Annotated in this window: 22 protein-coding genes; 13 read left to right on the top strand and 9 right to left on the bottom strand. The window is 48.3% G+C overall.

What is annotated here, in order from left to right; genetic code table 11:
- Positions 1-127: 127 nt before the first annotated feature.
- Positions 128-1600 (top strand): hypothetical protein, encoded by a 1473-nt coding sequence (locus AB432_RS19170; RefSeq protein ID WP_235617502.1) that lies wholly within the window; start codon positions 128-130, stop codon positions 1598-1600.
- Here the strand turns inward: AB432_RS19170 and AB432_RS19165 are convergent.
- Both AB432_RS19165 and AB432_RS19160 read right to left on the bottom strand, forming a co-directional pair.
- Positions 1597-2082, bottom strand: coding sequence for a GNAT family N-acetyltransferase (locus AB432_RS19165; RefSeq protein WP_048033638.1), 486 nt, complete (start codon positions 2080-2082; stop codon positions 1597-1599). The two genes, AB432_RS19170 and AB432_RS19165, sit on opposite strands and share 4 nt — an antisense overlap.
- A 20-nt stretch (positions 2083-2102) precedes the next feature.
- Positions 2103-2465 (bottom strand): VOC family protein, encoded by a 363-nt coding sequence (locus AB432_RS19160; RefSeq protein WP_048033637.1) that lies wholly within the window; start codon positions 2463-2465, stop codon positions 2103-2105.
- A 121-nt stretch (positions 2466-2586) separates the two neighbouring features.
- Between AB432_RS19160 and AB432_RS19155 the strand changes: the two genes are divergently transcribed.
- From AB432_RS19155 to AB432_RS19135, 5 genes are all read left to right on the top strand, one after another.
- A complete protein-coding gene (locus tag AB432_RS19155) occupies positions 2587-3456 on the top strand; it encodes an AraC family transcriptional regulator (protein ID WP_048033636.1) in 870 nt (289 codons plus the stop codon).
- A gap of 170 nt (positions 3457-3626) precedes the next feature.
- The gene (locus AB432_RS19150) at positions 3627-4868 is read left to right on the top strand and encodes a DNA polymerase IV (protein ID WP_048033635.1); all 1242 of its coding nucleotides are present in this window, start codon (positions 3627-3629) and stop codon (positions 4866-4868) included.
- The gene (locus AB432_RS19145; protein ID WP_048033634.1) at positions 4865-5236 is read left to right on the top strand and encodes a YhjD family protein; all 372 of its coding nucleotides are present in this window, start codon (positions 4865-4867) and stop codon (positions 5234-5236) included. The genes AB432_RS19150 and AB432_RS19145 overlap by 4 nt, the downstream gene beginning before the upstream one ends.
- Positions 5233-5583, top strand: a complete 351-nt coding sequence (locus AB432_RS19140) for a YolD-like family protein (protein WP_048033633.1) — start codon at positions 5233-5235, stop codon at positions 5581-5583. Before AB432_RS19145 ends, AB432_RS19140 begins: the two co-directional genes overlap by 4 nt.
- A 278-nt stretch (positions 5584-5861) precedes the next feature.
- Complete coding sequence (locus AB432_RS19135; protein ID WP_048033632.1) at positions 5862-6143, top strand: hypothetical protein; 282 nt, start codon at positions 5862-5864, stop codon at positions 6141-6143.
- Positions 6144-6268: 125 nt separating this feature from the next.
- Here AB432_RS19135 and AB432_RS19130 read toward each other — a convergent pair whose 3' ends face one another.
- Positions 6269-7579, bottom strand: a complete 1311-nt coding sequence (locus AB432_RS19130; RefSeq protein WP_048033631.1) for an MFS transporter — start codon at positions 7577-7579, stop codon at positions 6269-6271.
- 221 nt (positions 7580-7800) lie between these two features.
- On the opposite strand from AB432_RS19130, the gene AB432_RS19125 reads away from it, so the two are divergent.
- Positions 7801-9399, top strand: coding sequence for an amidohydrolase (locus AB432_RS19125; protein WP_048033630.1), 1599 nt, complete (start codon positions 7801-7803; stop codon positions 9397-9399).
- An 82-nt stretch (positions 9400-9481) separates the two neighbouring features.
- Here the strand turns inward: AB432_RS19125 and AB432_RS19120 are convergent, their stop codons facing one another.
- Both AB432_RS19120 and AB432_RS19115 read right to left on the bottom strand, forming a co-directional pair.
- Positions 9482-9961 (bottom strand): SRPBCC family protein, encoded by a 480-nt coding sequence (locus tag AB432_RS19120; RefSeq protein WP_048033629.1) that lies wholly within the window; start codon positions 9959-9961, stop codon positions 9482-9484.
- 123 nt (positions 9962-10084) lie between these two features.
- On the bottom strand, positions 10085-10981 hold the full coding sequence (locus AB432_RS19115; RefSeq protein WP_048033628.1) for a DMT family transporter: 897 nt from the start codon (positions 10979-10981) through the stop codon (positions 10085-10087).
- A 145-nt stretch (positions 10982-11126) separates the two neighbouring features.
- On the opposite strand from AB432_RS19115, the gene AB432_RS19110 reads away from it, so the two are divergent.
- Positions 11127-12005 carry a LysR family transcriptional regulator gene (locus AB432_RS19110; RefSeq protein WP_048033627.1) on the top strand — a complete coding sequence of 293 codons (879 nt, stop codon included), beginning with the start codon at positions 11127-11129 and terminating at the stop codon, positions 12003-12005.
- A 1-nt stretch (position 12006) separates the two neighbouring features.
- On the opposite strand, the gene AB432_RS19105 is transcribed toward AB432_RS19110, so the two are convergent.
- Positions 12007-12753, bottom strand: a complete 747-nt coding sequence (locus tag AB432_RS19105) for a YwaF family protein (RefSeq protein ID WP_048033626.1) — start codon at positions 12751-12753, stop codon at positions 12007-12009.
- Positions 12754-13116: 363 nt separating this feature from the next.
- Complete coding sequence (locus AB432_RS19100) at positions 13117-13587, bottom strand: Gmad2 immunoglobulin-like domain-containing protein (protein WP_048033625.1); 471 nt, start codon at positions 13585-13587, stop codon at positions 13117-13119.
- 158 nt (positions 13588-13745) lie between these two features.
- On the opposite strand from AB432_RS19100, the gene aspA reads away from it, so the two are divergent.
- Entirely contained in the window at positions 13746-15170 is a 1425-nt protein-coding gene (gene aspA, locus AB432_RS19095; RefSeq protein ID WP_048033624.1) for an aspartate ammonia-lyase, read from the top strand.
- Between the two features lie 70 nt (positions 15171-15240).
- Here the strand turns inward: aspA and pdaA are convergent, their stop codons facing one another.
- Entirely contained in the window at positions 15241-16026 is a 786-nt protein-coding gene (gene pdaA / locus AB432_RS19090) for a delta-lactam-biosynthetic de-N-acetylase (RefSeq protein ID WP_048033623.1), read from the bottom strand.
- Between the two features lie 281 nt (positions 16027-16307).
- Here pdaA and AB432_RS19085 point away from each other — a divergent pair, with 281 nt between their 5' ends.
- The 4 genes from AB432_RS19085 (at position 16308) to AB432_RS19070 (ending at position 23112) form a co-directional block, all read left to right on the top strand.
- On the top strand, positions 16308-16535 hold the full coding sequence (locus AB432_RS19085) for a hypothetical protein (RefSeq protein ID WP_048033622.1): 228 nt from the start codon (positions 16308-16310) through the stop codon (positions 16533-16535).
- Positions 16536-16635: 100 nt separating this feature from the next.
- Complete coding sequence (locus AB432_RS19080) at positions 16636-19908, top strand: DEAD/DEAH box helicase (RefSeq protein ID WP_048033621.1); 3273 nt, start codon at positions 16636-16638, stop codon at positions 19906-19908.
- Between the two features lie 183 nt (positions 19909-20091).
- Positions 20092-21930, top strand: a complete 1839-nt coding sequence (locus tag AB432_RS19075; RefSeq protein ID WP_048033620.1) for a CotS family spore coat protein — start codon at positions 20092-20094, stop codon at positions 21928-21930.
- 33 nt (positions 21931-21963) lie between these two features.
- On the top strand, positions 21964-23112 hold the full coding sequence (locus AB432_RS19070) for a glycosyltransferase family 4 protein (RefSeq protein WP_048033619.1): 1149 nt from the start codon (positions 21964-21966) through the stop codon (positions 23110-23112).
- A 231-nt stretch (positions 23113-23343) separates the two neighbouring features.
- On the opposite strand, the gene AB432_RS19065 is transcribed toward AB432_RS19070, so the two are convergent.
- Positions 23344-23943 carry a hypothetical protein gene (locus tag AB432_RS19065; RefSeq protein WP_235617501.1) on the bottom strand — a complete coding sequence of 200 codons (600 nt, stop codon included), beginning with the start codon at positions 23941-23943 and terminating at the stop codon, positions 23344-23346.
- Positions 23944-24068: the final 125 nt, after the last annotated feature.

Below are 24068 nucleotides of genomic sequence, written 5' to 3'. Positions count from 1 at the left end.
GAAACCTTAAGCAGGCTATCGACGTCTATCCTCTGTAAGGTAAATTTTTCTAGGAAGCGAGGCGAGTTTTTTGTCTTTGCGAAAAATTCGAGGAATGAGTATGTCCATTGTGTTCGCATTGCTTATCATGACAGGATCCGACTTCGCGCAAGCAACTTCCACGGACAGTCGGATTGCTCAGACTGGCCCATCCCATACGACCAGCCAAACAACAAAGGAATGGAAGCAAAAGGAACTGCCTTACGACTACGCGGCGATGAAAGAAGACGTGGTCATTCAGCTAAACGATGCTCCACAGCTCCGCTCTCCTCGAAGAACGGTCGTGGGACCCGCACCACAGGCGTACACCCTCTTTTTTAAGGAAGCCGTGAACCGTGGAACCGTCGAAGCAGCTATTCGCAAAAATGCCCAGGAAGAGACCAAAAAAGAGGACTTGGGATTCGTGGAGCCGATTTTTACGTTTCACTGGGTGCACGACCGTCAACTGCAATTGCTGGCTACCCTTCCTGATACGCTTGCCAAAGACAGAAGCTGGACGGAATATGTTGTAAATGTAGCAGGAGCGAAGACGGTAAAGGGAAACGTGTTTGACGATACGAATGATTTCTCGGCGGTGGTGTTTGCTCCAGCTCAGATTTGGCGAGTCTCAGTCGATGGCAAGGTAAAAGAAAAAATGACGGACTTTGCCGTCAGGACTCCCATGGAGTTTATCGATCCTGAGGAACGGTATGTACTGCTGGAGCGATTTACAGAATATTGTGAGTGCGATGCCCGGTTCCCCATGCTGTATTCGATTTATGACACACAGTCAAAAGAGCTGACTGCTTATCCAATGGAGCTGACTGACAACTATAGCGGTACAGGCGACTTCATGGCAGATCGTCGCGGCTTCTTTTTCGCGTATCCACCGAAAGGGACAGAAGTACCGAAAAGCGAGTTTGCCACTCGTGTCAAGGTAGATGGATACGTACATGGAGCCAGCTTTAGCCATGATCGCAAGCATGTATTGATGGCAGTAGGCAAGACCGAACAGAAAAAGGATCTCGATCTGGTCGTGTATGATTTGGCGACTGGAAAAGAACGGCGCCTCCCAGGTGTCATCAAAGGATGGGTTCCAACAGATGAGATGAATGGGCAAGTCCAGCCCGTCAGTTTTATGGATGATGGACGTTACGCGACGTTTGAAATGAGAACAGAGGAAGAAAGCTTTGAAGAGCTTCGTCAACGCTACGATTGGCAGTCAGGCAAGGTGATTAGCTGGAATCCACCGGTTCCCAAAGAAGCGTGGTCTGGCTATATCCAGTCGACAGATGGGGCCTATCAAATGTATTGGAATGCAGGGGTGTTTAAAGGCGACGTCAAACTGATGGAAATGAAGCCAGAAGCGATATGGATTCCAGGCACTCACCATTTGGTTTATATCGATTGGGAAAAAGCTGAACAAGGAGCGGAGTCCGTGTCGTCGCTCTTCCTGTTCGATGCCGATCGTAAGCAACAATCTGTGCTGGTGAAAGGACTGCCAGCAAGTGTTTCGATTTTGGGAGCTAGCAACGACGGCAAATGGCTGTACGTCACGACTCCGGACGCATTTGCCCCCTAGGCGTCATATTCCGTTGCCAGCATCGATAAAATGATCAAGGATTCGTAAGTATCGCCAGCTTTTAGGCAATCGCGCAAGGTGCCCTCTATGTGAAACCCTTCGGATAAGTAAAGGCTGCGGGCGCGGTCGTTCGTTTCTTTTACATCCAGCCAGAGTCGATGGGCTTTTTGCTCGATGAATGCCCACTGCTTGATCTGGCGCAGGATGTTGCGACCGTAGCCTTCCCCCTTCACTGCGATTGTAATACGCATAAGCTCAATACTTTGATGAGGATTGGTCAGCCCGGCGATGATCACGTAGCCGACGGGGTGGCCTGTTTCTTTTTTTTCGGCAATCATATGGAGGATGTCCGGGTCGCCAAGAGCGTTGTGGTGCCGATCTTCGCTCCACGGAATAATGAACGGGGTATTCTCTGGCGCATTTTCTACTTCGCATACGAATGGAATGTCTGCTGGTGTAGTGGGGCGCAAGTGGATAGTCATGTGTGTATCTCCTCTTTTGTTTAACATTGGCTTACCATGATCAGATTGCCGTCGGGATCGCGGAAGTTGAACCAGTGGCCATGCTGGATAGGAGTGACGACTTCGACTCCGCTCTCCTCGAGAAAGGCATAAGAGGCTTCGATATCCTGTGTGTTGAAATGAAACAAAGGAGCATCATCTGTGCTGCGCTTCGGAAAGATTTTGCTGTCCAGAACGAGCGTCAGTCCGCTTTGTAAGGGAATGCAGTAGATATGCCCGAACATAATTTCACCGTCTGCGGGAATGCCCAATAGGCGGCAGTACCAGTCGCGTGCGCGCTCGATGTCGCTGACGGCTACAAAAATCGCTCCGATTTGGGGGAGCAGGGGGGAAGTGGTTGTCATTATGATAAAGCTCCTTTCAATGGGTGTTTTTCACAAGGCCGACCCGTCATAATTGTGCACGAAATGTCGGATTGCCCGATTTTGCATCTGCTATTCTGAGGGGGAAAGAGAGGTCATTACCATGGATTTGCTTGCAAAGCTGAATGAGGCTCTGGACTACATCGAAGACAATTTGACAAGCGAGATTGACTACAAAGAAATCGCTCGGGTAGCTTGCTGCTCCGAGTATCACTTCAAAAGGATGTTTTCTTTTCTGGCTGGTGTTCCGCTATCCGAGTATATCCGGCGTCGGCGCATTACGCTTGCAGCTTTTGAGCTGGCGGACAGCAACGAGCGGGTCATTGACATTGCGATCAAATACGGATACGGATCGGCTGACTCCTTTACCAGAGCTTTTCAGAATGTGCATGGAGTCACTCCGACTGAAGCCAGACATATCGGCCATTCCTTGAAGGCTTATCCGCGAATGACCTTTCATCTATCCATTAAAGGAGGCAGTGTCATGAACTATCGCATGGAAGAAAAAGAGGCATTTCGCATAGTGGGTCTGAAAAAAAGAGTTCCGTTGATTTATCGTGGAGTCAATCCAGAGATTGCGGCCATGTGGGCTTCATTAAATAGGGAGATGATTGAGCAACTGAAGTCGCTATCCGATGTTAAGCCACTTGGACTGATCAGTGCGTCCACGAACTTTTCAGAAGGTCGGTTGGAATATGGCGAGCTCGACCACTATATCGGCGTAGCCACTACAAAAGCTTGTCCGGACAATCTGGCGGTACTCGAAGTTCCTGCTTCCACCTGGGCGGTCTTCGAAGCAGTGGGTCCTTTTCCTGACACGCTGCAAGATGTCTGGGCCCGGATTTATTCGGAATGGTTTTTATCCTCTGGTTATGAACAGGCTGAGGGTCCAGAGATTTTGTGGAACGAAAATAAAGAGATTTCATCACCAACCTTTCGAAGCGAAATCTGGATTCCTGTCGTGAAAAAGTAACCCCTTATTGGATTCGCTCTCGCCTGCGGAACACCTACTGACGCGTGCTTATCCGGGAAGAAATAATTACCAACTTTTTTTGCGCGAGACAGGCATAAAAGCGAACGTTTGTTTGCTATAATAAGAACAAAGCAAAACAGGAACATAAGTTCTTATTAGGGGATGATCGTGTGTCCAATGCGAACAAGCGGATCGTGTTTTTGATCGACATGCAGAGCTTTTATGCCAGTATCGAGAAAGGGGCCAATCCAGAGCTGCGAAACAAGCCGATTGTCGTCGCAGGTGATCCAGAGCGGCGCAGCGGAGTTGTGCTGGCAGCGTGTCCGATTGCCAAGTCATATGGAGTGGTCGCTGCCGAAGCGCTATGGCAGGCGCAGCAAAAGTGTCGCCAGCTCGTCGTCGTTCGTCCGCGCATGGAGATGTACATTCGCATCTCCATGCAAATCACTCGCATATTCGAGGCATTTACTGACAAGGTGGAGCCGTACTCGATCGATGAGCAGTTTCTCGACGTGACAGGCAGCGTCCATCTGTTTGGTGATCCGCTGCAGATGGCTGCACAGATTCGGCAGCGCGTCTGGATGGAGACGGGAATCAACTGTCGGGTAGGCATCGGAGAGAACAAGGTACTGGCCAAGATGGCCTGTGACAATTTCGCCAAGAAACGGGAAGAAGGCGTTTTTTGGCTCAAACGGGAGACGTTAGCGGATACGCTCTGGAAGCTTCCGATTGAAAAGCTGTTCGGGGTAGGCTCACGTATGAAGCGGCATTTTCATCGAATGGGCGTCTATCAGATCGGGCAGCTTGCAGATATGAGGCCAGCCATCCTCTCCCGACATTGGGGGGTAAACGGGGAAGTGCTGTGGCGCACGGCTCACGGAATCGACGATTCACCTGTGGCTTTGGATTCCTATGATTCACAAAAAGGGATCGGTCATCACATGACGTTGCCTCGGGATTACCATACAGCGGCGGAAATCAAAGTGGTGCTTTTAGAACTGTGCGAAGAAGTGTGCCGTCGGGCGCGGAAAAAGGAGCTGATGGGCTCCGTTCTGTCTGTGGGCTGTCGTGGGGCCGATTTGGCTGCTGGAACAGGCTTTGGGCGGCAGATGAAGCTCACGGAACAGACAAATGATGCCATGACTTTGTACGAAGCGGCCTGCTTTCTGTTTGACCGTCACTGGCAGGAAACGCCCGTCCGCAGTATCGGGGTCAATTTGGGGCAGCTTGTCCCTGACAACGTGGTGCAACTGAATCTGTTTACGGATAATCACAAGCGGCGTTCGTTGGCACAAGCCATGGATGATATCCGGACCCGATACGGTCAGGACGCCATCCTGCGCGCCACCTCTGTCTTGGAAGCGGGACAGGCGAAAGAACGCGCACGTAAAATCGGAGGACACTACAAGTGACGGAGCCGATGGTGTCAGACGAGCAGGAATTGATACGCCAGTATATTTTATTTGGCATTTTGTTTCGGGCAGTCATGGCCGATCTGGGGCAGATGCGGATTGTGCCGTTGAAGTTTTCTTATCAGATGATGTTCGAGGAGCTCTCGCGGTGGGCGGAGCGGCAGCATCACCAACTGCGTCGCATCTTGCGGCAGCGGGGTTGCACAGTCGTCAGCTCACGACGTCAGGGACATATGTATGTCGTCCACTATCGACAACGCGGGTACGTGCGAGAAGCGATCTATACGATTGAGGTATTGCGGGCAGAGTGTCAGGAGCTCGTCCATTTGTGGACCCGATATGAACAGCGAGGAGAGAACAAGCGATGAGGGAAAAACGCGTGTCCAAAAAGGAAAATGTATTCGTGGCCAGTCGGTTTGTACTGCCGGAGCATCGGGAAATGTATTTGCGCATCAAGGAAGAAGAGCGCCGCTATGTACCACCCGAGCTGGATCAGGAGCAGCTTAGCGCCTTGAGCGAGCTGGTATGGCAGGCGTTCCAGACAGAGAGCCCCCTGACGCTGACCTATTATGACGGGCGAGAGCCGCGACGCCTGTCTGCCCGCATCATCCATATTGATCAAGCGGCGAGACGCCTCAAGCTTCGGGCAGGCTCTGAGATTCATTGGGTTCCTTTTGCCAGGCTGCTGCATGTGGAGCTGACAACGAATTTCTAAATCGAGGAAATACAGGTACATGATGGGCAAGGCATGAGAATTCAGGAAATCGGCAAAAATAGGCCTCTTTTTCAAAAGCAAGCGGCAAAAAACAGCGTGCCGCGTTGAAACGGTGTGTGCGAGGAAGATGTGAGATTCCTGAAACGAAAAGCGGTCAAAAACAACCGTTTTTCGTGTTTTTTTGGCTTACACGGATTTTGCCAGAAGGGAGGTTTCCCTGTATTGTTAGATTATCTTTTGAAGCATATATTTGACGGATAGAACAAAGGAGATTTTACATGCTAGCACAAGAAATGGGTGTCATATTCACCAAGCACGCCGATCAAATTACTTCCAAGCGTTGGGGAGAATTCATGCAACAATTGGAGGAAAAAGGCCTGTACGTGCTCATTGAGACAGACACGATCGGAAGAGTGATGAGTCCATTGGGCGGATTGATGCCCATGCCGTGTAAAAGTGAGACGCTCCATATTGTGACAGCTGATGAGCTGGAGCAGCGCGGCTTGCCGCTCGGTCACCACATCGTAACGAAAACGAAAGAAAAAGTAGCCCAATCATAATCGAAAAACCAACGCAACCTTTCCCGTGGGAGCTAGCTTCCAAGGGGGAAAGGTTTTTTGTTGTTAAAACCCGCTAGGCAAGTCAGCCGAAGCGGGTTTTGTTTTGTCATGGGTGCACGCTTCGTTCAGTTGTCTGCTTTTTTAGCAGCAGGGACGTGACGAAATAGCTTGGTCATGCACACCCACGCGATGAGTGGACCGATTCCGATACACAGAATCAACCAGTTCAGCGTGAGGGGCGAGACGCTTAAAGACGTTACTAGCAGAAAGACCAGAATCCCCACCAACCGACCAACGTCCAGAGCGAACTCTCGCAGTACGACATACTCGACCCGATTACGCGCGCTCTCTTCGTTTGTGCCAATCAGATCAAAAATCGTGGAGAGCATGGGCACTGAAAACAGCGGATAAGCGATGGACACGGCAATCCCGAAAATAATCAGTGTCGTAAAGCTCACTTGCCAAAAAAATACAAAGAGAATCCCCCACATGATGACAGAACCAGCGAGCATTCCCCACTTGCGATAGCGAGGAGTGAACCATTTGGCGATCAGAAAGTAGCTCACCAGTCCGACGGCAGATGTAATCAACCAGTAGTTGCCGAGAGTCATCTCGCTTTTCGTGGAAATGTAGACGAGTAGACCGATCACAAAGCCGAATACGCCTTCACGCAGTCCTTGACCAGCCAAAGCGCCAGCCGCCCAGCGCCACTCGGGCTGATCACGCAAACAACGTAAGGAAAAGCTCCAGGCATACGTCCCTTCCGATTGGCGTTTTTTCAGAAAAAAGCTGATGAACACGCCGACGACAAATAGCGCAAGAGAGATCCCGAAAATAAGGGAGTAGCCGCTATTCCCTGGAAGCCGTGTAATGAGCAACCCTGATATCCAGGGCGCGAGCATGCCGCCAATGGAAGCAAGTAACCCTGCCCAACTGTTGAAAAGGTCACGGTTATCGGCATTCGTGATTTCGAAGTATACCACATTAAAAGAAAGCCAGAAAAATCCACTCGCCATACCCTGAACGAGCCCAAGCGGTACAGCATAAGAGACGGCCTTTGGACCCGCCAGAAGAACGAGCAAATAAAAAAGGGCAGAAACCGCCATTCCGGCACGCAAGACATTCATTTTGTTCAAATTCTTGACGTACCAGCCAGCAAGCCAGAAGGTAAGAGCACCTGCAAGATGGGCGGAAAAAGTAAACCAAGCGATCGGTGCAAATTGACTCTTTACTTTCCACAAATAGACGTTTACAAACGTGCCAGAAAGGGCGCCAGCGGCAATGAATACAGCGTTGACCAGGAGCAGTAGCTTGGCTTGATTGTCCAGACGACCTGATGGCTTTTTCTGAGAAGGCTCGTGGCGCGACATTTTCAGACCAGTGGACTCCCGCATTTGAAGGAAGGATGGAAGGCGTTTTTTTGTTTTTTGCTGCATACGTTCCCTCCGCGCAAAAATAGGACATGAACATAACGTGCCCTACCGCTGCTGCTTTCAACAGGGAAGTAAGTAAACACCATGTTTTCCCAAGCAAAAAAGCGAAGTACGCAATTTTTTGAACGTTATTTCATTTCAGGGAGGAAAACGACTAGCAGCAAACAAATTAAGAGAGGATAGGCATACGAAAATTCAGAAGTGAACAGAAAAGAGGTCACGAGATGGCGACAACCATTTTTAGAAATGGACGCATTTACACAGGAGACTCCAGGCATTTGTTCGTACAGGCGTTGGTCGTTCGGGATGGAATTGTCCATGACTTGGGCAGCGATGCGGACATGCTTCTTCAATATGGAGGTAGTGATGCAACGGTCATTGATCTGCAAGGATATACCGCTACCCCGGGATTGATTGACAGCCACCTGCACTTGGGATGGCTCGGTCTCACCTTTTTGCAGATGGATTTGAGCAAAGCTCGCTCCAAGGATGAGATGTTGTTTCTCTTAAAAGAAAAAGCGCAAGCCACACCTGAAAATGCGTGGATACAAGGCTATGGCTGGGATGAGAATTTGTTCGCGGATGGTGGGGGCATTCCTGCCATTGAAGAGCTTGATCAAGCTGCCCCGCATTGCCCGATTCTTCTGGCACGAATATGTGGTCATGCGAATTTGGTAAACAGTAAGGCATTGGAGCTATGTGGCTATCATCGTGACATGGAGGTGCCTGCGGGGGGAGTCATTGTACATGATCCTGTGAGCGGAAAGCCAACAGGTATGCTCCTAGAAACTGCCTCCAACCTGATTACGAAGCATATTCCGAGACCTGCCTACGATCAGTTGAAGCAAAGCCTGCGCAGCTCGATTCGCTATGCAGTGGCGCATGGATTGACAGGGGCGCATACGGAGGATTTGCGTGAATTGGGCGGACTTGCGCAAACGTATCGGCTCTATGATGAGCTCATCAATGGCGAAGAGCTTGCACTGCGCAGCAACCTGCTTGTCTACTATCCGCATATGCATGAGCTGCGCGACTTAAACATGACGGCAGGTTACGGAAACGCTCATGTGCAAATCGGTGCGGTGAAAATCTTTGCAGATGGGGCATTAGGACGCAGGACGGCTTACCTGTCAGCTCCGTACGCTGATGATCCGAGTACCTGCGGTTATCCTGTGCATGAGCAAGACGAGCTGACAGAGCTGGTTCGACAAGCACGTGGACTCGGGATGCCCATAGCCGTACACACCATTGGCGACAAAGCGCTGGAAATGGTGCTAGACAGCTTGGATCAGTTCCCGGCAGTCGCTTATCGGGACCGCCTCATTCATACTCAAATCTTGCGACCAGATCTGCTGGACCGCTTGAAGCATCCTCATCGCATCGCAGATATCCAACCGCGTTTTCTTGCAGGAGACTTCCCGTGGGTGATGGATCGCGTAGGACAGGAGCGGATTCAGTACTCCTACATCTGGAAAACAATGATGAATGACGGAATCATTTGCGCTGCGGGCTCGGATACACCAGTAGAACCTATCGATCCTCTGTTGGGGATACACGCAGCCGTCACGCGCAAAGCACCGGGAGAAACACACGATGGATACTTCCCACAAGAAAAACTGACGATGGAGGAAGCCATTCATCTGTTTACATTAGGTAGTGCGCAGGTGACGAACGAAGATCATGTCAAAGGCACGCTGTCTCGTGGAAAATATGCAGATATGACCGTCTACTCCAAAGACCTGTTTACCATCGATCCAGACGAGCTGCTCTCGACTAAGGTCATGATGACCATCATTGGCGGAAAAGTTTGCTATACGTCTTGAAAAAATAACCCGAAAATCAGAGCAGCGGCTGTCCTTGGACAATGAAGTAAAGTCCTGGATTGCCGCTGTTTTATGGAACGATCTACTTTTCAGATATACTTGCCAGGTGTTCTTCAAGACGATCCATGGTCTGTTCGGCACCAGGGACGGCATATGTTTTCACCTTATCAAACACAGCGGCAGGTTCTTCAAAAACGGTGCGATAAGTGAGTTTGGTTTTGCCATTCAGATCCTCAAAGATGGCTGTCGCAAGAAAATGAGGAAACACAGTATGCTTGAAGACGATCCGCTCGAGTTCAACAACCTCGACGAAGACGTTGGTGTTGGGAAAATCAACGCCATCAGGACCGTGCATGATAAACTGCCATGTACCGCCCGGTTTTAGATCAAACTTCTGGGAAGTGGTCGTAAAACCTCGAGGCCCCCACCACTTCGACAGGTTTTCCTCTTTCGTCCAAGCATCAAACACAAGATCGCGTGGAGCATTAAAAACGCGGGTGATCACAATCTCGCAGTCACCTACTTGTGTTGCGAATTTGTTTGTTTCATTGTTTACGTTCATTTCCATCCCTCCATAGTAACTAGCTTCGTCATGAATAAACCCATTTTTTCAATCATAGCAAATCAATCAGGCATGGATTTCTTACAGATTGCTCTCTTGCATGACCCATAAGCGAAACCCGACTCAGGATAAGTGAGTCGGGTTTTTTGTCAACTGCTTTCCGCGCAGCAAGCTCTTCACATCGATTTCCGCAATCAGTACACTGATCAAAACGAGACCTGCGCCTATGTACCCGCGAATAGACAGTGTTTCGCCTGTAACCAAGAAGGCAAACAGGGCTGCAAAGACTGGCTCCAAGGAAAAAATAACACCCGTGTGCGTGGCGGTCGTATATTTTTGGGCCACCGTTTGTACGACAAAGCCAATTGCACTGCACAATACGCTAAGGGCGAGTACGGCGATCCAAGCCTCTGTAGTCTGGGGCAATGTGGGAGTCTCCAACGCAAAAGAAAAAACAATGCCCAGCAGTGCTGTAAAGCCAAGCTGGTAAATCCCCAACTGGATCGTATCCGATTGATTGGCCCATCGGCCTGTTACGGTAATATGTGTAGCGTAAAAGAGGGCACCAGCGATACACAAAAGGTCTCCTTGGCTGATGCGAAATTCAGCGCTTAGTGTGAGCAGGCCGATGCCGATCATGGCCAGTCCAGCGCCGACAAAGACTCTTTTTTCAGGACGGTTTCTCAAAAGAATAGATAAGAGCGGAACGAAGATAACGGTCAAGCTAACGAGAAAGCCTGCCTGGGAAGCCGTTGTTGATTTCACTCCGTTCGTGATGGTGGCAAAAACCCCGAAAAGGAGCGCACCGAGTACGAACGCATGGAGCAATGTTTTTCGATTCGTGACACGCAAGCGTTTATGGAACAAGGCGGCTGCCAGTAGAAAAGCAATGCCAAAGCGGATACCGATCAGATTGAAAGTTTCCAAATCCTTCAATCCCATTTGCATAAACACATACGAGGTCCCCCAAAACAGGGTGACCAAAATCATAGCCAAATCGGCTTTTACTTGCGGTTTCATGATGGGATAAGCCTCCTTGCCCGGGTAAAAGCGGGTCCTAATCAGTGTTGCGCCATAAACAGTATACGAGTATCGTTTAAATAAGAAAAATGAATGTTTGTGATGATTTTCATGAATCGGATTCATGTAAAGGGGACGAAGAAGGGTGAGTTTGAACAAGTTTGAGGTATTCATCACCGTTATGGAGTCAGGGAGCTTAACCAAAGCTGGCGAAATACTAGGTCTGACACAATCAGCGATCAGCCATGCGATTGCGAGTTTGGAGCGGGAATTTGGGTTTTCGCTTTTGACCAGAGGACGATCGGGCATTAGCCTCACGAGTAATGGGGAGCGACTGCTTCCTTACATGCGTGAGACGTTGCGCTGCCATGAGCGGATGAAACAAGAGGTGTTTGCCATCAACGGGTTGGAGGTCGGGACGGTGCGAATTGGGACGTTCACGAGTGTATCCACGCAATGGCTTCCCGGAATCCTCAAGCGGTTCCAAGACCAGTATCCGGCGATCGAGATTAAGCTGATGGAAGGTTATTACGATGGAATTGAGAGCTGGATTCAAACCGGAGAGATTGATTTCGGCTTTGTCTCCTTACCGACAACAGAGGATTTGGAATGTATTCCTTTAAAAAAGGATCAGATGTATTTGCTGGTGACAGAGGAACACCCGCTCTACGGAGAGGAGCGGGTGCATGTGAGCCGATTGGCCGAAGAAACATTTATTATGCCGAAGACGGGCTGTGACAATGATATACAGCGCTTGTTGGCCGAGTATCAGATCGAGCCGCGCATCAAATATGAAGTGGGAGATGACCACGCGATTATTGCTATGGTGCAAAATGGCCTCGGGATTAGCATCCTTCCAGAAATGATTTTGTTCCGCTTGCCTGCAAATATCCGGATGATCCCGCTTGAAGGGGAGCATTACCGTTCGCTGGGGGTGGCAGCAACCTCTTTTTCCAAGCAGTCACCGGCTGCCAAACGCTTCTTGCAGTTTGTAACCGATTGGGTAAACGAGCAGCAGGCGTAATTCAGACAGACAAATCGCTCCTGACTTCCTTCGCCAACGACTGCTTTCGGGCAAAGGGCAGGTACAACAAGAAAAACAACGCGAGCGCTACACCTTCCAACGAAACGATGTACCACGGATACGGGCCCAAAAAGTCAATCAGACTGGGATTGTCCGGTTTGCGCGAGACAAATAAGTAATTTCCGCCCGTCCATAGGTTGACGAAAAGTGCGACGAGCAATAGCAGGTTTAAAAAGCCCATCGTTTTCCAAATCGAACGGACAGTCGGACGGTAGCCTTCTACCCACGTCATGTACAGGCAAGCAAGGACGATTCCCGCGTGGGCTACAAAAAAATGCACAAAGCGAAAATGCGGAAATGGATAAAACAACTCGGGGGTAAGCAATGCCTGCATGGCGCCGCCAATCCCGGCAAAAAACGTAATCTCATACAGCCCGTAGCTTCTCGTCACCAGCATCACGGTAGAAAGAAGGAGCGTCACGCTACACAACTGCAAGGGCAATGTGTAAGCAGCCGTCCAGCTCTCGGTATAAACATGCCAAAGCTGATAACAAATCTCTGACAAAAGCAAGATTCCCGCAAGTACGTAACGCGTGGCGAGTCGAGTTGTCGGGGCTTGGAGCTTTTGTCGAAAGAAATAGGTGAGCACGACCAGACAGAGCACAAGAATCAAAGTGATAACGTGAGAAGTGGAAAACAGCCGAAACGGCTCTCCTGTCAGGAAAAGTGAAAAATAGGGTGAGGTCATGATGATCTCCTCTTTGTTTATTATTTTTTATATTTGAAAATTCACGAAATTTTAACAGATAGCTCTTTGTCTCATATAAATCTTTGGTTATAATATAAATAGACTACGTTACATCATTGAGAGGAGATATAGTCTTGAACTTAGTGCTCACGGAAAAACAATGCAAGTCTTGCCAGGCTCGCTTGACCGAGTATGAAATCGAGAACAATGGTGCGCTCTGCATGGAATGCTTCAAGGAAGAAAAAGGCGAGTAAAAGTAACAGCAAGGCATACGGCAACTGACTGTCTACTGCTATCTAATAATAGACCCTTTCAATCAGACCCTCTCTTTTTCATAGAGAGGGTCTGATTTTTTTACAGGCCTTATTCCGGGAGTGGAATGATGAGTTCCATTCTTCGGCTGCCGTCTTTCATGCTTGTTTCAAACAAGATCAGTGTCAGTGTGCTGTTCGGCTCCGCTTTTTTTACTTTCAGTGTATGGGTAAAATCGCCCCAATCAGGAGCAGCGGTCGTAGCCTGCACGGAACCTTGCGTCAGCTCGTTATGTCCATCTTCTACGACATAATTGAGTACAGCTTCGAATACGCTCGCCTGTCCTTTGATTTCAAACGTGTCTTGGGCGGTCTTCTTCACAGTGACATTGCGGAAAATATCATTGGCATAGACAGTCTCCTGTTGAGCTGGTTGTTCCGTTGATGGTTTTTCAGGCGTTGTAGGTGGTTGCGTGGTTGCGGGTGGCTTCTGTTGTTCTGTTGGAGTGGAAGGGCTATTTGTGTCACTCGTGCATCCTTGCAGCAAGCCAATCGTCAACAGCAGCAAAAGCATTTTTTTCATGGTATCCCTCGATTCTGTCTGGTATGAAATGGTACCTACAAATAGTAAGACGTAAAAACAAATAAGAGGTTTCAGGTGGATAGGTCTTCCTGCGTCAAACTGTGGTAGAATGGAGAGGAAGTAGCAACCATTATTCCTAGAAGGCTGGTCTGATAAGAATGGAACAACAGACGTTTCGAGTGGAAAAAGACTTTCTCGGCGAGAAGCAAATTCCAGTAAATGCTTATTATGGCGTGCAAACGATGCGAGCAACGGAAAACTTCCCAATCACCGGGTATCGTCTTCATTTTTCCCTCATCAATGCAATGGCAATGGTTAAAAAAGCAGCTGCGATGGCAAATATGGAAGTTTCCAGATTGAATCCGCGTTTAGGAAATGCAATTGTCGCTGCGGCGGAAGAAATCATGCAAGGAAAATGGCATGATCAATTTATCGTCGATCCGATTCAGGGCGGAGCAGGTACTTCAATCAATATGAATGCCAACGAAGTAATCGCGAACCGCGGTCTTGAAATGCTTGGTGAGAAAAAAGGGGATTATTTCCACTTGAGCCCCAATACACATGTTAACATGTCTCAGTCCACCAATGATGCTTTCCCAACAGCCATTCATATTGCAACACTCACCCTGTTGGAAAAGCTGCTTGTGACGATGGATAAGATGCATGATGCATTTGGTCAAAAAGCACAAGAATTCGATGATGTCATTAAAATGGGAAGAACGCATTTGCAGGATGCGGTTCCGATTCGCTTGGGCCAAGAATTCGAAGCATACCGTCGAGTACTTGAGCGCGATATCAAGCGTATCAAGCAATCTCGTCAGCATTTGTACGAAGTGAATATGGGAGCGACTGCGGTAGGAACGGGTTTGAATGCTGATCCTCGTTACATTACCACAGTAGTTAAGCATCTTGCTGACATCACGGGCTTCCCGCTGACAGGTGCAGAGCATCTCGTGGATGCTACACAAAACACAGATGCGTATACAGAAGTATCAGCAGCACTTAAAGTTTGCATGATGAATATGTCTAAAATCGCGAATGACTTGCGTTTGATGGCATCAGGACCTCGAGCTGGACTGGGTGAAATCTCCTTGCCAGCACGTCAGCCAGGCTCCTCGATCATGCCAGGAAAAGTCAATCCTGTTATGGCAGAGCTCATCAACCAAGTAGCGTTTCAAGTCATCGGAAATGACCATACGATTTGTTTGGCATCCGAGGCAGGTCAGCTAGAATTGAACGTTATGGAGCCAGTGCTTGTCTTCAACTTGCTGCAATCGATCAGCATTATGGACAATGCATTCGATGTCTTTACGCGTCACTGCCTGGAAGGAATCGAAGCAAACCGCGAGCGCATGAAAGAATACGTGGAAAAAAGCGTTGGCGTCATTACTGCTGTGAATCCTCACCTCGGGTATGAGACTGCTGCACGCATTGCCCGCGAAGCTATTTTGACAGGAAAGTCTGTACGTGAGCTGTGCTTGCAACACAATGTACTGACAGAAGAAGAACTGGATCTGATTCTCGATCCATTTGAAATGACTCATCCAGGTATTGCTGGAGCATCCTTGCTGGATCGCAACTAAACCGAAAAACTCCCGCGCTTTGCACATGCGAAGCAGCGGGAGTTTTTGCTTGCAAAAGGAAGAGTTTGTACTACTTTTTCGGAAGCTGATCCAAGCTCTTGAATTCATAACCTTGCTTGCGTGCTTCATCGATTATCGTCCCGAGAGCCTCTGCATTGTCTTTGGAGACAGAATGGAGCAGAATAACAGCACCGGGATGCAATTGGGCCATCACGTTATCATAAGCGTATTTTGCCCCACGCTGGACTTTGGTATCCCAATCCTTATAGGCAACCGACCAAAAGACATTGGTATAGCCCAATTCTTTCGTCACAGCAAGAGTGCGATCGCTGAAAATTCCTCTAGGAGGTCGCAAATAACGCATGGTAGCTTGTCCGGTCACTTGCTGGACGGCATCACTTACTTTCGTCAATTCATCTCTGATTTTCTGATTCGGTACGGTCGTCATATCAGGATGGCTCCACGAATGGTTGCCGATCAGATGCCCCTCTTTTGCCATTCGCTTTAATAACTCCGGCTGTTCCTTCACAAAATGTCCTGTCACAAAGAAAATAGCGGGGACTTTTTTCGCGAGAAGGGTATCTAAAATCTTTGGTGTAAAGCCATTTTCATAACCGTTATCAAACGTTAAGTAAAGCTCTTTTTTTGTAGTATCTCCTAAAAAAACCGCACCGTGTCGATCCACAATGCCTTTAAAACCTTCCTCATTGATAGAGGGTAACTGACCATTCTTGCTCTTTTTAAATCCAAAATGGTACGGGTGATCTGGTGAGGCCATAATCGAGTCAACTGGCAAGGCATTTGTAAGCAACAAGCTAATCCCGATCAACAAGCTTTTGATCCATCGTCTTTTCAATAATGAGCTCTCCCTTCTGTAGCGAAGTCATGATGTATTGGAGTTGATTCCCTCAAAAGTTTGTCCAGTCTACTTCCAAATATGTAACCGTTACGTATGCAACAGTAGCTTGTTAGGTGCATGCGTTACTTGCAAGGGCAAGTTGTGCAAAAGTCTACTGTGTGGTAGGGGACAACTGTCCATACATGAAAAAGGAACTTTTCATATAGTATCAATGTCGACAGTAAATCTGTTGGCAAATGCCGCCAAGAGATCATCTATACCCAGGAGGTGTGGTTAACATGGACGAATGGTTGGAGCAATTGCGTGAGGCACTTGGTGAAGGTGCAGAAGAAATGGAAGTAAAAATCGAATACGAAGATGGCACTACGAAAAAATTATACTTTGGCACTAATGACGACGATGACGATGACGAAGATGAAGAAAATGAAGACTATGCTGAAGAAGATTCTGATGCTGAAGATTCCGAGGACGAAGATTCTGACGACGAAGATTCCGATGACGCCTAATTGATTTTTATATGTGGGAAAAGATACGCTTTCATGCGTATCTTTTTTCAGTTGCATTCTGTAATATTAAACATATTTCAAGATGAGGATGGAACAGAAAATGAGCTTTCAAGTGAGCCATCAAATGATAAAAGAATGGTGTGGTCGTCTTTCTTATGAGAGAGGAAAGGCTTTTTACCGTTCTGGGAACGTGCTCGTGGAGCATTTTCAACCGGAACCTGCTTGGATCAAAACGACAGTGGACGCAGGAAAAAATAACTATCAAGTCACTATTGAACTGGACGAGGCTGGTATGGCAGCAGTGTGTAGTTGCCCTACTTTGGCGTCGTACGATCACTACTGCCAACATATCGCAGCTTCGTTGTTAACCTTGCGTGATCTGCAAGCAGAGGAGCATCCTGGCAGCTATTCCACTTCCTTTACCACGAGACAAGCAGGCGTGACAACACAGCCTGATTCGCAACTAACAGAGGGATTGTTCGGCTTGTTCGTGGACCGGCCGATTCGGACAAGCCATAATCGTGTGTTGCTAGATTCACGAACAACACTTGCCTTGGAAATCATATGTAAAATCGTACCGTACGGCTTTCGCAAGAGCATGATCGGAATAGAGCTGAAGCTAGGGCCAAAGAGGTTGTACATCGTAAAGGATATTCGCGTGTTTTTAGACCGGATGGATAAGCAGCAAGTGCATCGATTCTCTAGCCAATTTACCTATGATCCGAATTTGCATCGCTTTTTGCCAGAGCATGAAGCCATCCTCCGCGAACTCTTGCAAATTTATCGCACGGAAAAAATATATCGCGAAACTGCAAGCTACCATTATCAGGAACAGAAGCATGTGGGTGGGGAACGGGTTCTTCTTGTTCCACCATTTACCTGGGAGCGGTTATTTACATTGCTACTTGCCGCACCTTCTGTTCACATTCAGCATCATGACCACATTTATCCAACGTTTGCATGTATAGATGAGCCGCCGCCACTTTACTTCGAATTTGACCAGACAAAAACCGATCAATATCAACTGGAAGTTCAAGGCTTCAGGCAAATCACTGTCTTGGAAGCTTACGGATTGTTGCTCGTAGATGGTATATGGCACAGACTGCCGAAGGAACAATGCCACAGTTTGGCAGAGCTAAAGCACTTGTTAGAATCTCATAGCAGTGAGCGGATTCACATTCCCGCGGAAAAAATCGAACCATTCATGGTGCAGATTGTCCCGGCCCTGATGAAACTGGGGAAGGTGCAAATTGCAAAAGCTGTCTCCGAACGGGTCGTGCAATTCCAGTTAAAAGCCAAGCTGTATCTGGATCGGGTAAGGGACCGACTTCTGGCGGGACTGGAGTTTCAATACGGTGATATCATCATCAATCCGCTGGAAGGACAGGAAGGGGGAGGACAACGTGGCAGTGAGCTGATTTTAATGCGTGACGGGGAGAAGGAGCGGCAGATTTTAGAGCTGATGGAGGAGGGTGCCTTTACCCGCACGGAAGGAGGGTATTTTCTAGATGACGAGGAAGCCGAGTATGACTTCCTTTATCACGTCGTCCCAAAGCTGGAAAGGCTGTTAAAGGTATACGCGACAACTTCCGTAAAAATCAGGATTCAGCCTCTTCACATCCCCCCTAAAGTCAAAGTGGATGTTGATGAGAGAACAAATTGGCTCGATTTTCGCTTTGATATGGATGGGATACCAGAGTCCGAGATCCGAAGTGTTATCCAATCGGTAGAAGAAAAGCGCAGATATCATCGGCTGTCGAATGGAGCGCTTCTGCCGCTTGAGACAAAGGAATTTGAGCAAATCAATCGTTTCCTGGACGAAATGGGCATGCAATATGCTGAGCAAATGGGAAGTGGTTTTCAACTGCCTGCTTTTCGCGGGCTGCGCTTGCTTGATTTACCCATGCAGGGACAGTCTGTTCAGCTAGGGAAATCATTGCGCCAGTTTTTGGAGAATATGCGTAACCCTGATAATCTGGACTTTCCCGTACCCGAATCTTTGCGGGGGACCCTTCGCGATTATCAGAAGTATGGCTATCAATGGATGAAAACATTGGCACACTACGGCTTTGGGGGAATTCTCGCTGACGATATGGGCTTGGGGAAGACAGTGCAAAGTATTACCTTTCTGCTCTCTGTTCTGCCCGAAATCCGAGAACAAAAGCTCCCAGCGATTATCGTGGCTCCTGCCTCTCTTTTATACAATTGGCACAATGAAATCAAAAAGTTCGCGCCAAATATCCGTAGCGTGATTTTGGATGGCACGAAGGAAGAGCGGAATCAAATCGTAAACGAGCTGTCGCAAATCGATGTGCTCATTACCTCGTATCCGCTCTTGCGTCGTGATCATGCCCAGTTCGAGGAGCATTCCTTCCACACCTTGATCTTGGATGAAGCGCAAACCTTCAAAAACTATGTCACGCAAACAGCTCAGACCGTTAAACGAATAAAAGCCAAGCATCGCTTTGCCCTGACAGGAACACCTGTGGAAAACAGGGTAGAGGAGCTGTGGTCCATCTACGATGCTGTTTTCCCTGAGCTATTTCCGGCACGAAAGGAATTCCTTGACTTGCCGCGAGATACGATTGCGAAGCGGACGCGTCCCTTTTTATTGCGCAGGCTCAAGACTGAGGTACTGAAGGAATTGCCGGCCAAAATTGAAACACTGCAAAGCGCGAGACTGTTGCCAGAACAGAAAAAGCTGTATGTCGCCTATTTGGCGCAGCTCCAACAGGAAACAGTGAAGCATTTGTACAATAAAGGCTTTCAAAAAAATCGGATCAAAATTCTCGCAGGCTTGACGAGACTGCGCCAAATTTGTTGTCATCCAGCGCTGTTCGTCAAAGAGTATGATGGAGGGTCAGCCAAGCTCGAACAGCTATTCGAGATTATCGGTGAATGCAAAAACGCTGGGAAGCGCGTTTTACTCTTTTCTCAATTTACGGAGATGCTAGGGATAATCGGACGCGAGCTGGGGTATCACGGCGTCCCGTTTTTCTATCTGGATGGACAGACGCCAGTGGCAGAGAGACTAGATTTGTGCAACCGATTTAACGAGGGAGAGCGGGATTTGTTTCTCATGTCATTGAAAGCTGGGGGGACAGGATTGAATGTGACGGGTGCGGACACCGTAATCTTGTATGATCTGTGGTGGAATCCCGCTGTGGAACAACAGGCTGCTGATCGTGCCCATCGTATCGGCCAAAAGAAAGTCGTTCAAGTGATCAGGCTTGTCGCAGAGGGAACGGTCGAAGAGAAAATGTACGAGCTGCAACAAAAAAAGAAAAACTTGATCGAGGAAATCATTACACCGGGGCAAGAGGCAATCTCATCTTTAACCGAGCAAGAAATACGTGAATTGCTGATGATTTAACAAGAACAGCTTGACTGTCGCTACCATGCGAGGGGTCAAGCTGTTTTTTTGCGAGACTTTATCCCTGTGCGAATAACGAATTGGCAGACTCCCAATGATATTTGTCCGGTTCGAGAAAAGGACATAGCGAATAGCTTATGGAGAAGGACGAAGGCATCACCACAGAAGTGTGGGGGGAATGGAATGGAACAATATGTGATTAAGCCATGGGATACCCGAGAAGGGAATGTGGAAACGCCGGCTAACTGGGATTTGACAGTGCCACCGGAAGTAGATGCGATCGCAGATCAAGTGATCAAAGAGTATGACATGTCAGTGAAGAGTCGTACGCTCATTACTTCCAAGCCAGACAAAGGCGGGGCGATTTGGCGCATCGAGACAGATAAAGGTCCGCGTAGCCTAAAGGTACTGCACCGTACGCCTGAACGCAGTCTCTATAGTGTGGCTTTCCAAGAATACGTCGTCAAACAGGGGGCAAGGGTACCAGCACTGATTCCTGCCCGAAATGGCAGTCTTTATGTAGAAAAAGGTGGGAAACTCTGGATTGTTACCGATTGGATTGCCTTGCAGCCGGCAACAAAAGTAGATTTGGTAGGCGCGCAAGAGCTTTGCTACGGTCTTGGTGAATTCCATCGTCATTCGAAAGGCTACGTTCCGCCTACAGGAGCCAAAAACTCTTCCCGCTTATATCGCTGGCCCAATCATTATCAAAAGATTGCCAAAAAAATCGGATGGATGCGGGAAGTAGCAAAAGCCTACAGTGAAATCCCAACAAGTAAATCTATTTTGGCTGTCATCGATCGCTATGAACAGCAAGCATGGGCAGCCCTAGAGAAATTAAAAGCTTCTGCCTATCCGAAAATGATCAAGATGGGAGAGGCGCACTGGGGATTGGTGCACCAAGATTACGGCTGGTCAAATGGTCAAAATGGTCCTGGAGGGCTTTGGGTCATCGACTTGGATGGCGTGTCGTACGATTTGCCGTTTCGGGATTTGCGCAAGCTCATCACCAGTACGATGGATGATATGGGAGTCTGGGATGTCTCCTGGATGCGTGGCATGATCGAAGCCTATCATAAGGCGAATCCACTGGATCGCGAATCGTTTGAAGTCCTCTTGAATGACATGGCAGTGCCAAACGAATTTTATAAGCACCTCAAAGAGATGTTTTATGATCCAGCCACCTTCTTGTCGACAGAAGCAGAAGGTATTCTGCAGCGAGTTTTGACGGGGGATCAAACAAAAGATGCAGCATTGGCAGAACTCGCGAAAGACATCAGCAAATACCAACCGGGCAACTATGATCAAATAACGGAAGTGGTTGAACCACAAAGGTTGGCATCCGATATCAAGGAATTGTTACCTGTTGCAGTATCCACACCAACAACAGAGGCTCTCGTCGAGGAACCGAAAGACAAAAAGTCTACGAAGATCAAAGGGTCTAAGGATAAAGTGTCTAAGGACAAAGAGTCAAAGGTCAAGGGATCCAAAGACAAAGAGTCCAAACCCAAGGAGTCCAAAGACAAAAAGCCTGTAACCGACAAGGTAGCCAGTTCCCGTCCGACTTCCGAGAAAGCGCTATATAAACCGCAAGAAAGCAAGCAGGAAGGGGCAAAGGTGGAAAGTAGCAGCACAGCCCGCAGAGGTCGGATCTCATTTTCGGGAAGTGTTCCGTTTGTGCTATCAGCGCCACTCGATACAAGTGAAGCACGAAAACTCGATAGTCGAAACAAAAAGCGGGCAACGAGCTCTGCTGTCTCAAAAAGCAGTAAAAAGCCGAGTAAGCCTTTAAGCAAAGTACGGGTCTCTATCGAAGTAAAGGACAAATCACCAAAAGCAAAACCCGCAAGTCAAGCGGGGAAAAACAAAAAAGGAACTGTGTGGACATCTAAACAGCAGTCCCGGACCGTCACTTCCAACAAGAGCAAAAAGGTTGCCAAGACGGCGAAACTAAGCCGTAAATTCATCAACAATCAGATGAAGAAGCAGCGTCAAATATCGAAGAAGACGAGAGGCAACTAATGTAAGAAGTCGGAACGGGAAAGGAGAATACGGATGAAAGTTATCATGGTCTGTACAGAAAAATTGCCAGTCCCTCCTATACGAGGGGGAGCGATTCAGACTTATATTGCAGGGATTGCAGATATTCTGGGGAGTCATCACGAGCTGACTATCCTGGGAACGTCGGATCCCACGCTACCGAAGGATGAACAAGTTCGCAATGCGCGTTATGTGCGAGTAGATGGGCAAGGTGTGTTCGAGATTTATGCACGCGAAGTAGCCGCTTTCCTGAGTGCGAACAACTATGATGTCATCCATGTTTTTAACCGACCGCGGATGGTTCCCATCATTCGTGAAGTATGCCCGAACGCACGTATTATTCTAAGTATGCACAATGATATGTTTGATCCGGTAAAAATAGGGCAGGCAGAAGCTGCTAGAGCTGTTGCTGAAACAGAACGCATCATCACCATCAGTGATTATGTCGGCCGAGTCATTGCCTCGCTATATCCCGAAGCCGCAAACAAGCTTCGTACGATTTATTCAGGAGTGAATTTGGAAACATTCGTTCCAGTAGAAGGCTCCAAAACGGCGCAAAAGATTCGTCAGGAACTTCGGGCGACGCACAATCTGGGCAATAAACAAGTGATCTTGTTTGTAGGACGATTGACGCCGAAAAAAGGTGCCGATATTCTGGTTCGCGCGATGAATGAACTCCGCTCCTACCATTCCAACATCGCTCTCGTTTTGGTTGGAGGGTCCTGGTACGGAGAAAATAAAATCAGTGACTATGCAGCATATGTACGCTCATTAGCGAATCGTTCGCCTGTTCCCGTTATTACTACGGGATTTGTTCCAGCGGATCAGATTCACCACTGGTTCTGGGCGGGGGATGTTTTTGTCTGTCCTTCGCAATGGGAGGAACCACTAGCACGTGTCCATTATGAAGCGATGGCTGCCGGTCTGCCTTTTGTCACGACAAAACGGGGTGGAAATGCTGAGGTGATCATCGGAGGAAATGGACTGTTGGTCGAGCAGCCGGAGGACCCTCAAGCGTTTGCTGTACAGCTGAAACAACTATTGTCCAGCCGCGATCTCCAACGTCAAATGGGAAGAAGCGGACGACAGCTCGCCGAACAAAGATTTACATGGGATCGAGTCGCAAGAGATGTGCTAGACGTATGGAACAACACGGGTAGGTAGAACCCAAAAGTGAATGCTATCGCCCACTTCCCTGAGAGATCAGAGAAGTGGGCGTTTATTCATACCTTCGGGACGTCGTGCAGTGCCCTGCTAGAGTGGACAGGCCTGTCTGAACAAAAGGGCTTGTCCAACATGCGATTGTACAAAATGGGAGAGGATGCGGGGAATCTACTACGCACAGACTCCCCGCATCTTCAGGTAATCCTAAAGCCTCGCAGAATATCAGCTTGTTCAATTGGGTTCTGCATTCGGAATTATCGCGACGATGTGGGTGAGAGGAATAAGAATAGAGGCTCCGTTTGTTCGCGATGAGGTTACGGTCTGTAATTCAATGATTCCTTCGTCCACTCTAAGAAGCTTGCCGACTCGGTAAGAACGACTCTCAGATCCCCAATCGGTCGTCAGTAAGACCTCCACTAGTTGATCGTTTCTCATACATTTGCTGAGTTCTTGACGAAGCCCTTCTATACAGACTTGATCCGCTGATTCTTCCGATTCGACATCTACCTTCACTAATGGTGCCGGGATGACGATTGGCTTCGGAGCTTCTACTTGTACATAAGGTGCCTCTACTTTTACAACAGGCGGTTCTACTTGTACAACGGGCGCTTCTACTTGTACAACAGGAGCTTCTACTTGTACAACAGGTGCCTCTACTTGTGGAATGGGGGTGGTCACATTCACGCGAGGTGCGCGAACGTGGATACGGACAAAACGGCGTAATTGCCTGAGCAGACTATTGGATTTGCGTTTGGTAGATCGCTTCTTGCAGCGGCAGCGGGCTTGGTTTGCTTTTAGCTTCTTCTTTCTAGATGCTTTCAAAGGCAACACCTCCTTACTATCAATGCAATATCATATTCAGCAGGGGGACGACCGTATTGGACTAACACCTGATTTGACAAAATCAGGCAGGAAAACATTAGCAAAATTAGATGATTTTTTTAAAAAAGCAGGAA

The organism is Brevibacillus brevis (genome assembly GCF_001039275.2).
GTDB classification, from domain to species: Bacteria; Bacillota; Bacilli; order Brevibacillales; family Brevibacillaceae; genus Brevibacillus; species Brevibacillus brevis_C.
Note: the sequence above shows the minus strand (reverse complement) of the source record. Positions and strands in the feature narration are given on the sequence as shown.

What these genes read in the sequence shown, in the direction of transcription:
- AB432_RS19170 (WP_235617502.1), top strand. Translation starts at nt 128, where the DNA reads ATGACAGGATCCGACTTCGCGCAAGCAACTTCCACGGACAGTCGGATT.
- AB432_RS19165 (WP_048033638.1), bottom strand. Translation starts at nt 2,082, where the DNA reads ATGACTATCCACTTGCGCCCCACTACACCAGCAGACATTCCATTCGTA.
- AB432_RS19160 (WP_048033637.1), bottom strand. Translation starts at nt 2,465, where the DNA reads ATGACAACCACTTCCCCCCTGCTCCCCCAAATCGGAGCGATTTTTGTA.
- AB432_RS19155 (WP_048033636.1), top strand. Translation starts at nt 2,587, where the DNA reads ATGGATTTGCTTGCAAAGCTGAATGAGGCTCTGGACTACATCGAAGAC.
- AB432_RS19140 (WP_048033633.1), top strand. Translation starts at nt 5,233, where the DNA reads ATGAGGGAAAAACGCGTGTCCAAAAAGGAAAATGTATTCGTGGCCAGT.
- AB432_RS19135 (WP_048033632.1), top strand. Translation starts at nt 5,862, where the DNA reads ATGCTAGCACAAGAAATGGGTGTCATATTCACCAAGCACGCCGATCAA.
- AB432_RS19130 (WP_048033631.1), bottom strand. Translation starts at nt 7,579, where the DNA reads ATGCAGCAAAAAACAAAAAAACGCCTTCCATCCTTCCTTCAAATGCGG.
- AB432_RS19125 (WP_048033630.1), top strand. Translation starts at nt 7,801, where the DNA reads ATGGCGACAACCATTTTTAGAAATGGACGCATTTACACAGGAGACTCC.
- AB432_RS19120 (WP_048033629.1), bottom strand. Translation starts at nt 9,961, where the DNA reads ATGAACGTAAACAATGAAACAAACAAATTCGCAACACAAGTAGGTGAC.
- AB432_RS19115 (WP_048033628.1), bottom strand. Translation starts at nt 10,981, where the DNA reads ATGAAACCGCAAGTAAAAGCCGATTTGGCTATGATTTTGGTCACCCTG.
- AB432_RS19105 (WP_048033626.1), bottom strand. Translation starts at nt 12,753, where the DNA reads ATGACCTCACCCTATTTTTCACTTTTCCTGACAGGAGAGCCGTTTCGG.
- AB432_RS19100 (WP_048033625.1), bottom strand. Translation starts at nt 13,587, where the DNA reads ATGAAAAAAATGCTTTTGCTGCTGTTGACGATTGGCTTGCTGCAAGGA.
- aspA (WP_048033624.1), top strand. Translation starts at nt 13,746, where the DNA reads ATGGAACAACAGACGTTTCGAGTGGAAAAAGACTTTCTCGGCGAGAAG.
- AB432_RS19085 (WP_048033622.1), top strand. Translation starts at nt 16,308, where the DNA reads ATGGACGAATGGTTGGAGCAATTGCGTGAGGCACTTGGTGAAGGTGCA.
- AB432_RS19080 (WP_048033621.1), top strand. Translation starts at nt 16,636, where the DNA reads ATGAGCTTTCAAGTGAGCCATCAAATGATAAAAGAATGGTGTGGTCGT.
- AB432_RS19075 (WP_048033620.1), top strand. Translation starts at nt 20,092, where the DNA reads ATGGAACAATATGTGATTAAGCCATGGGATACCCGAGAAGGGAATGTG.
- AB432_RS19070 (WP_048033619.1), top strand. Translation starts at nt 21,964, where the DNA reads ATGAAAGTTATCATGGTCTGTACAGAAAAATTGCCAGTCCCTCCTATA.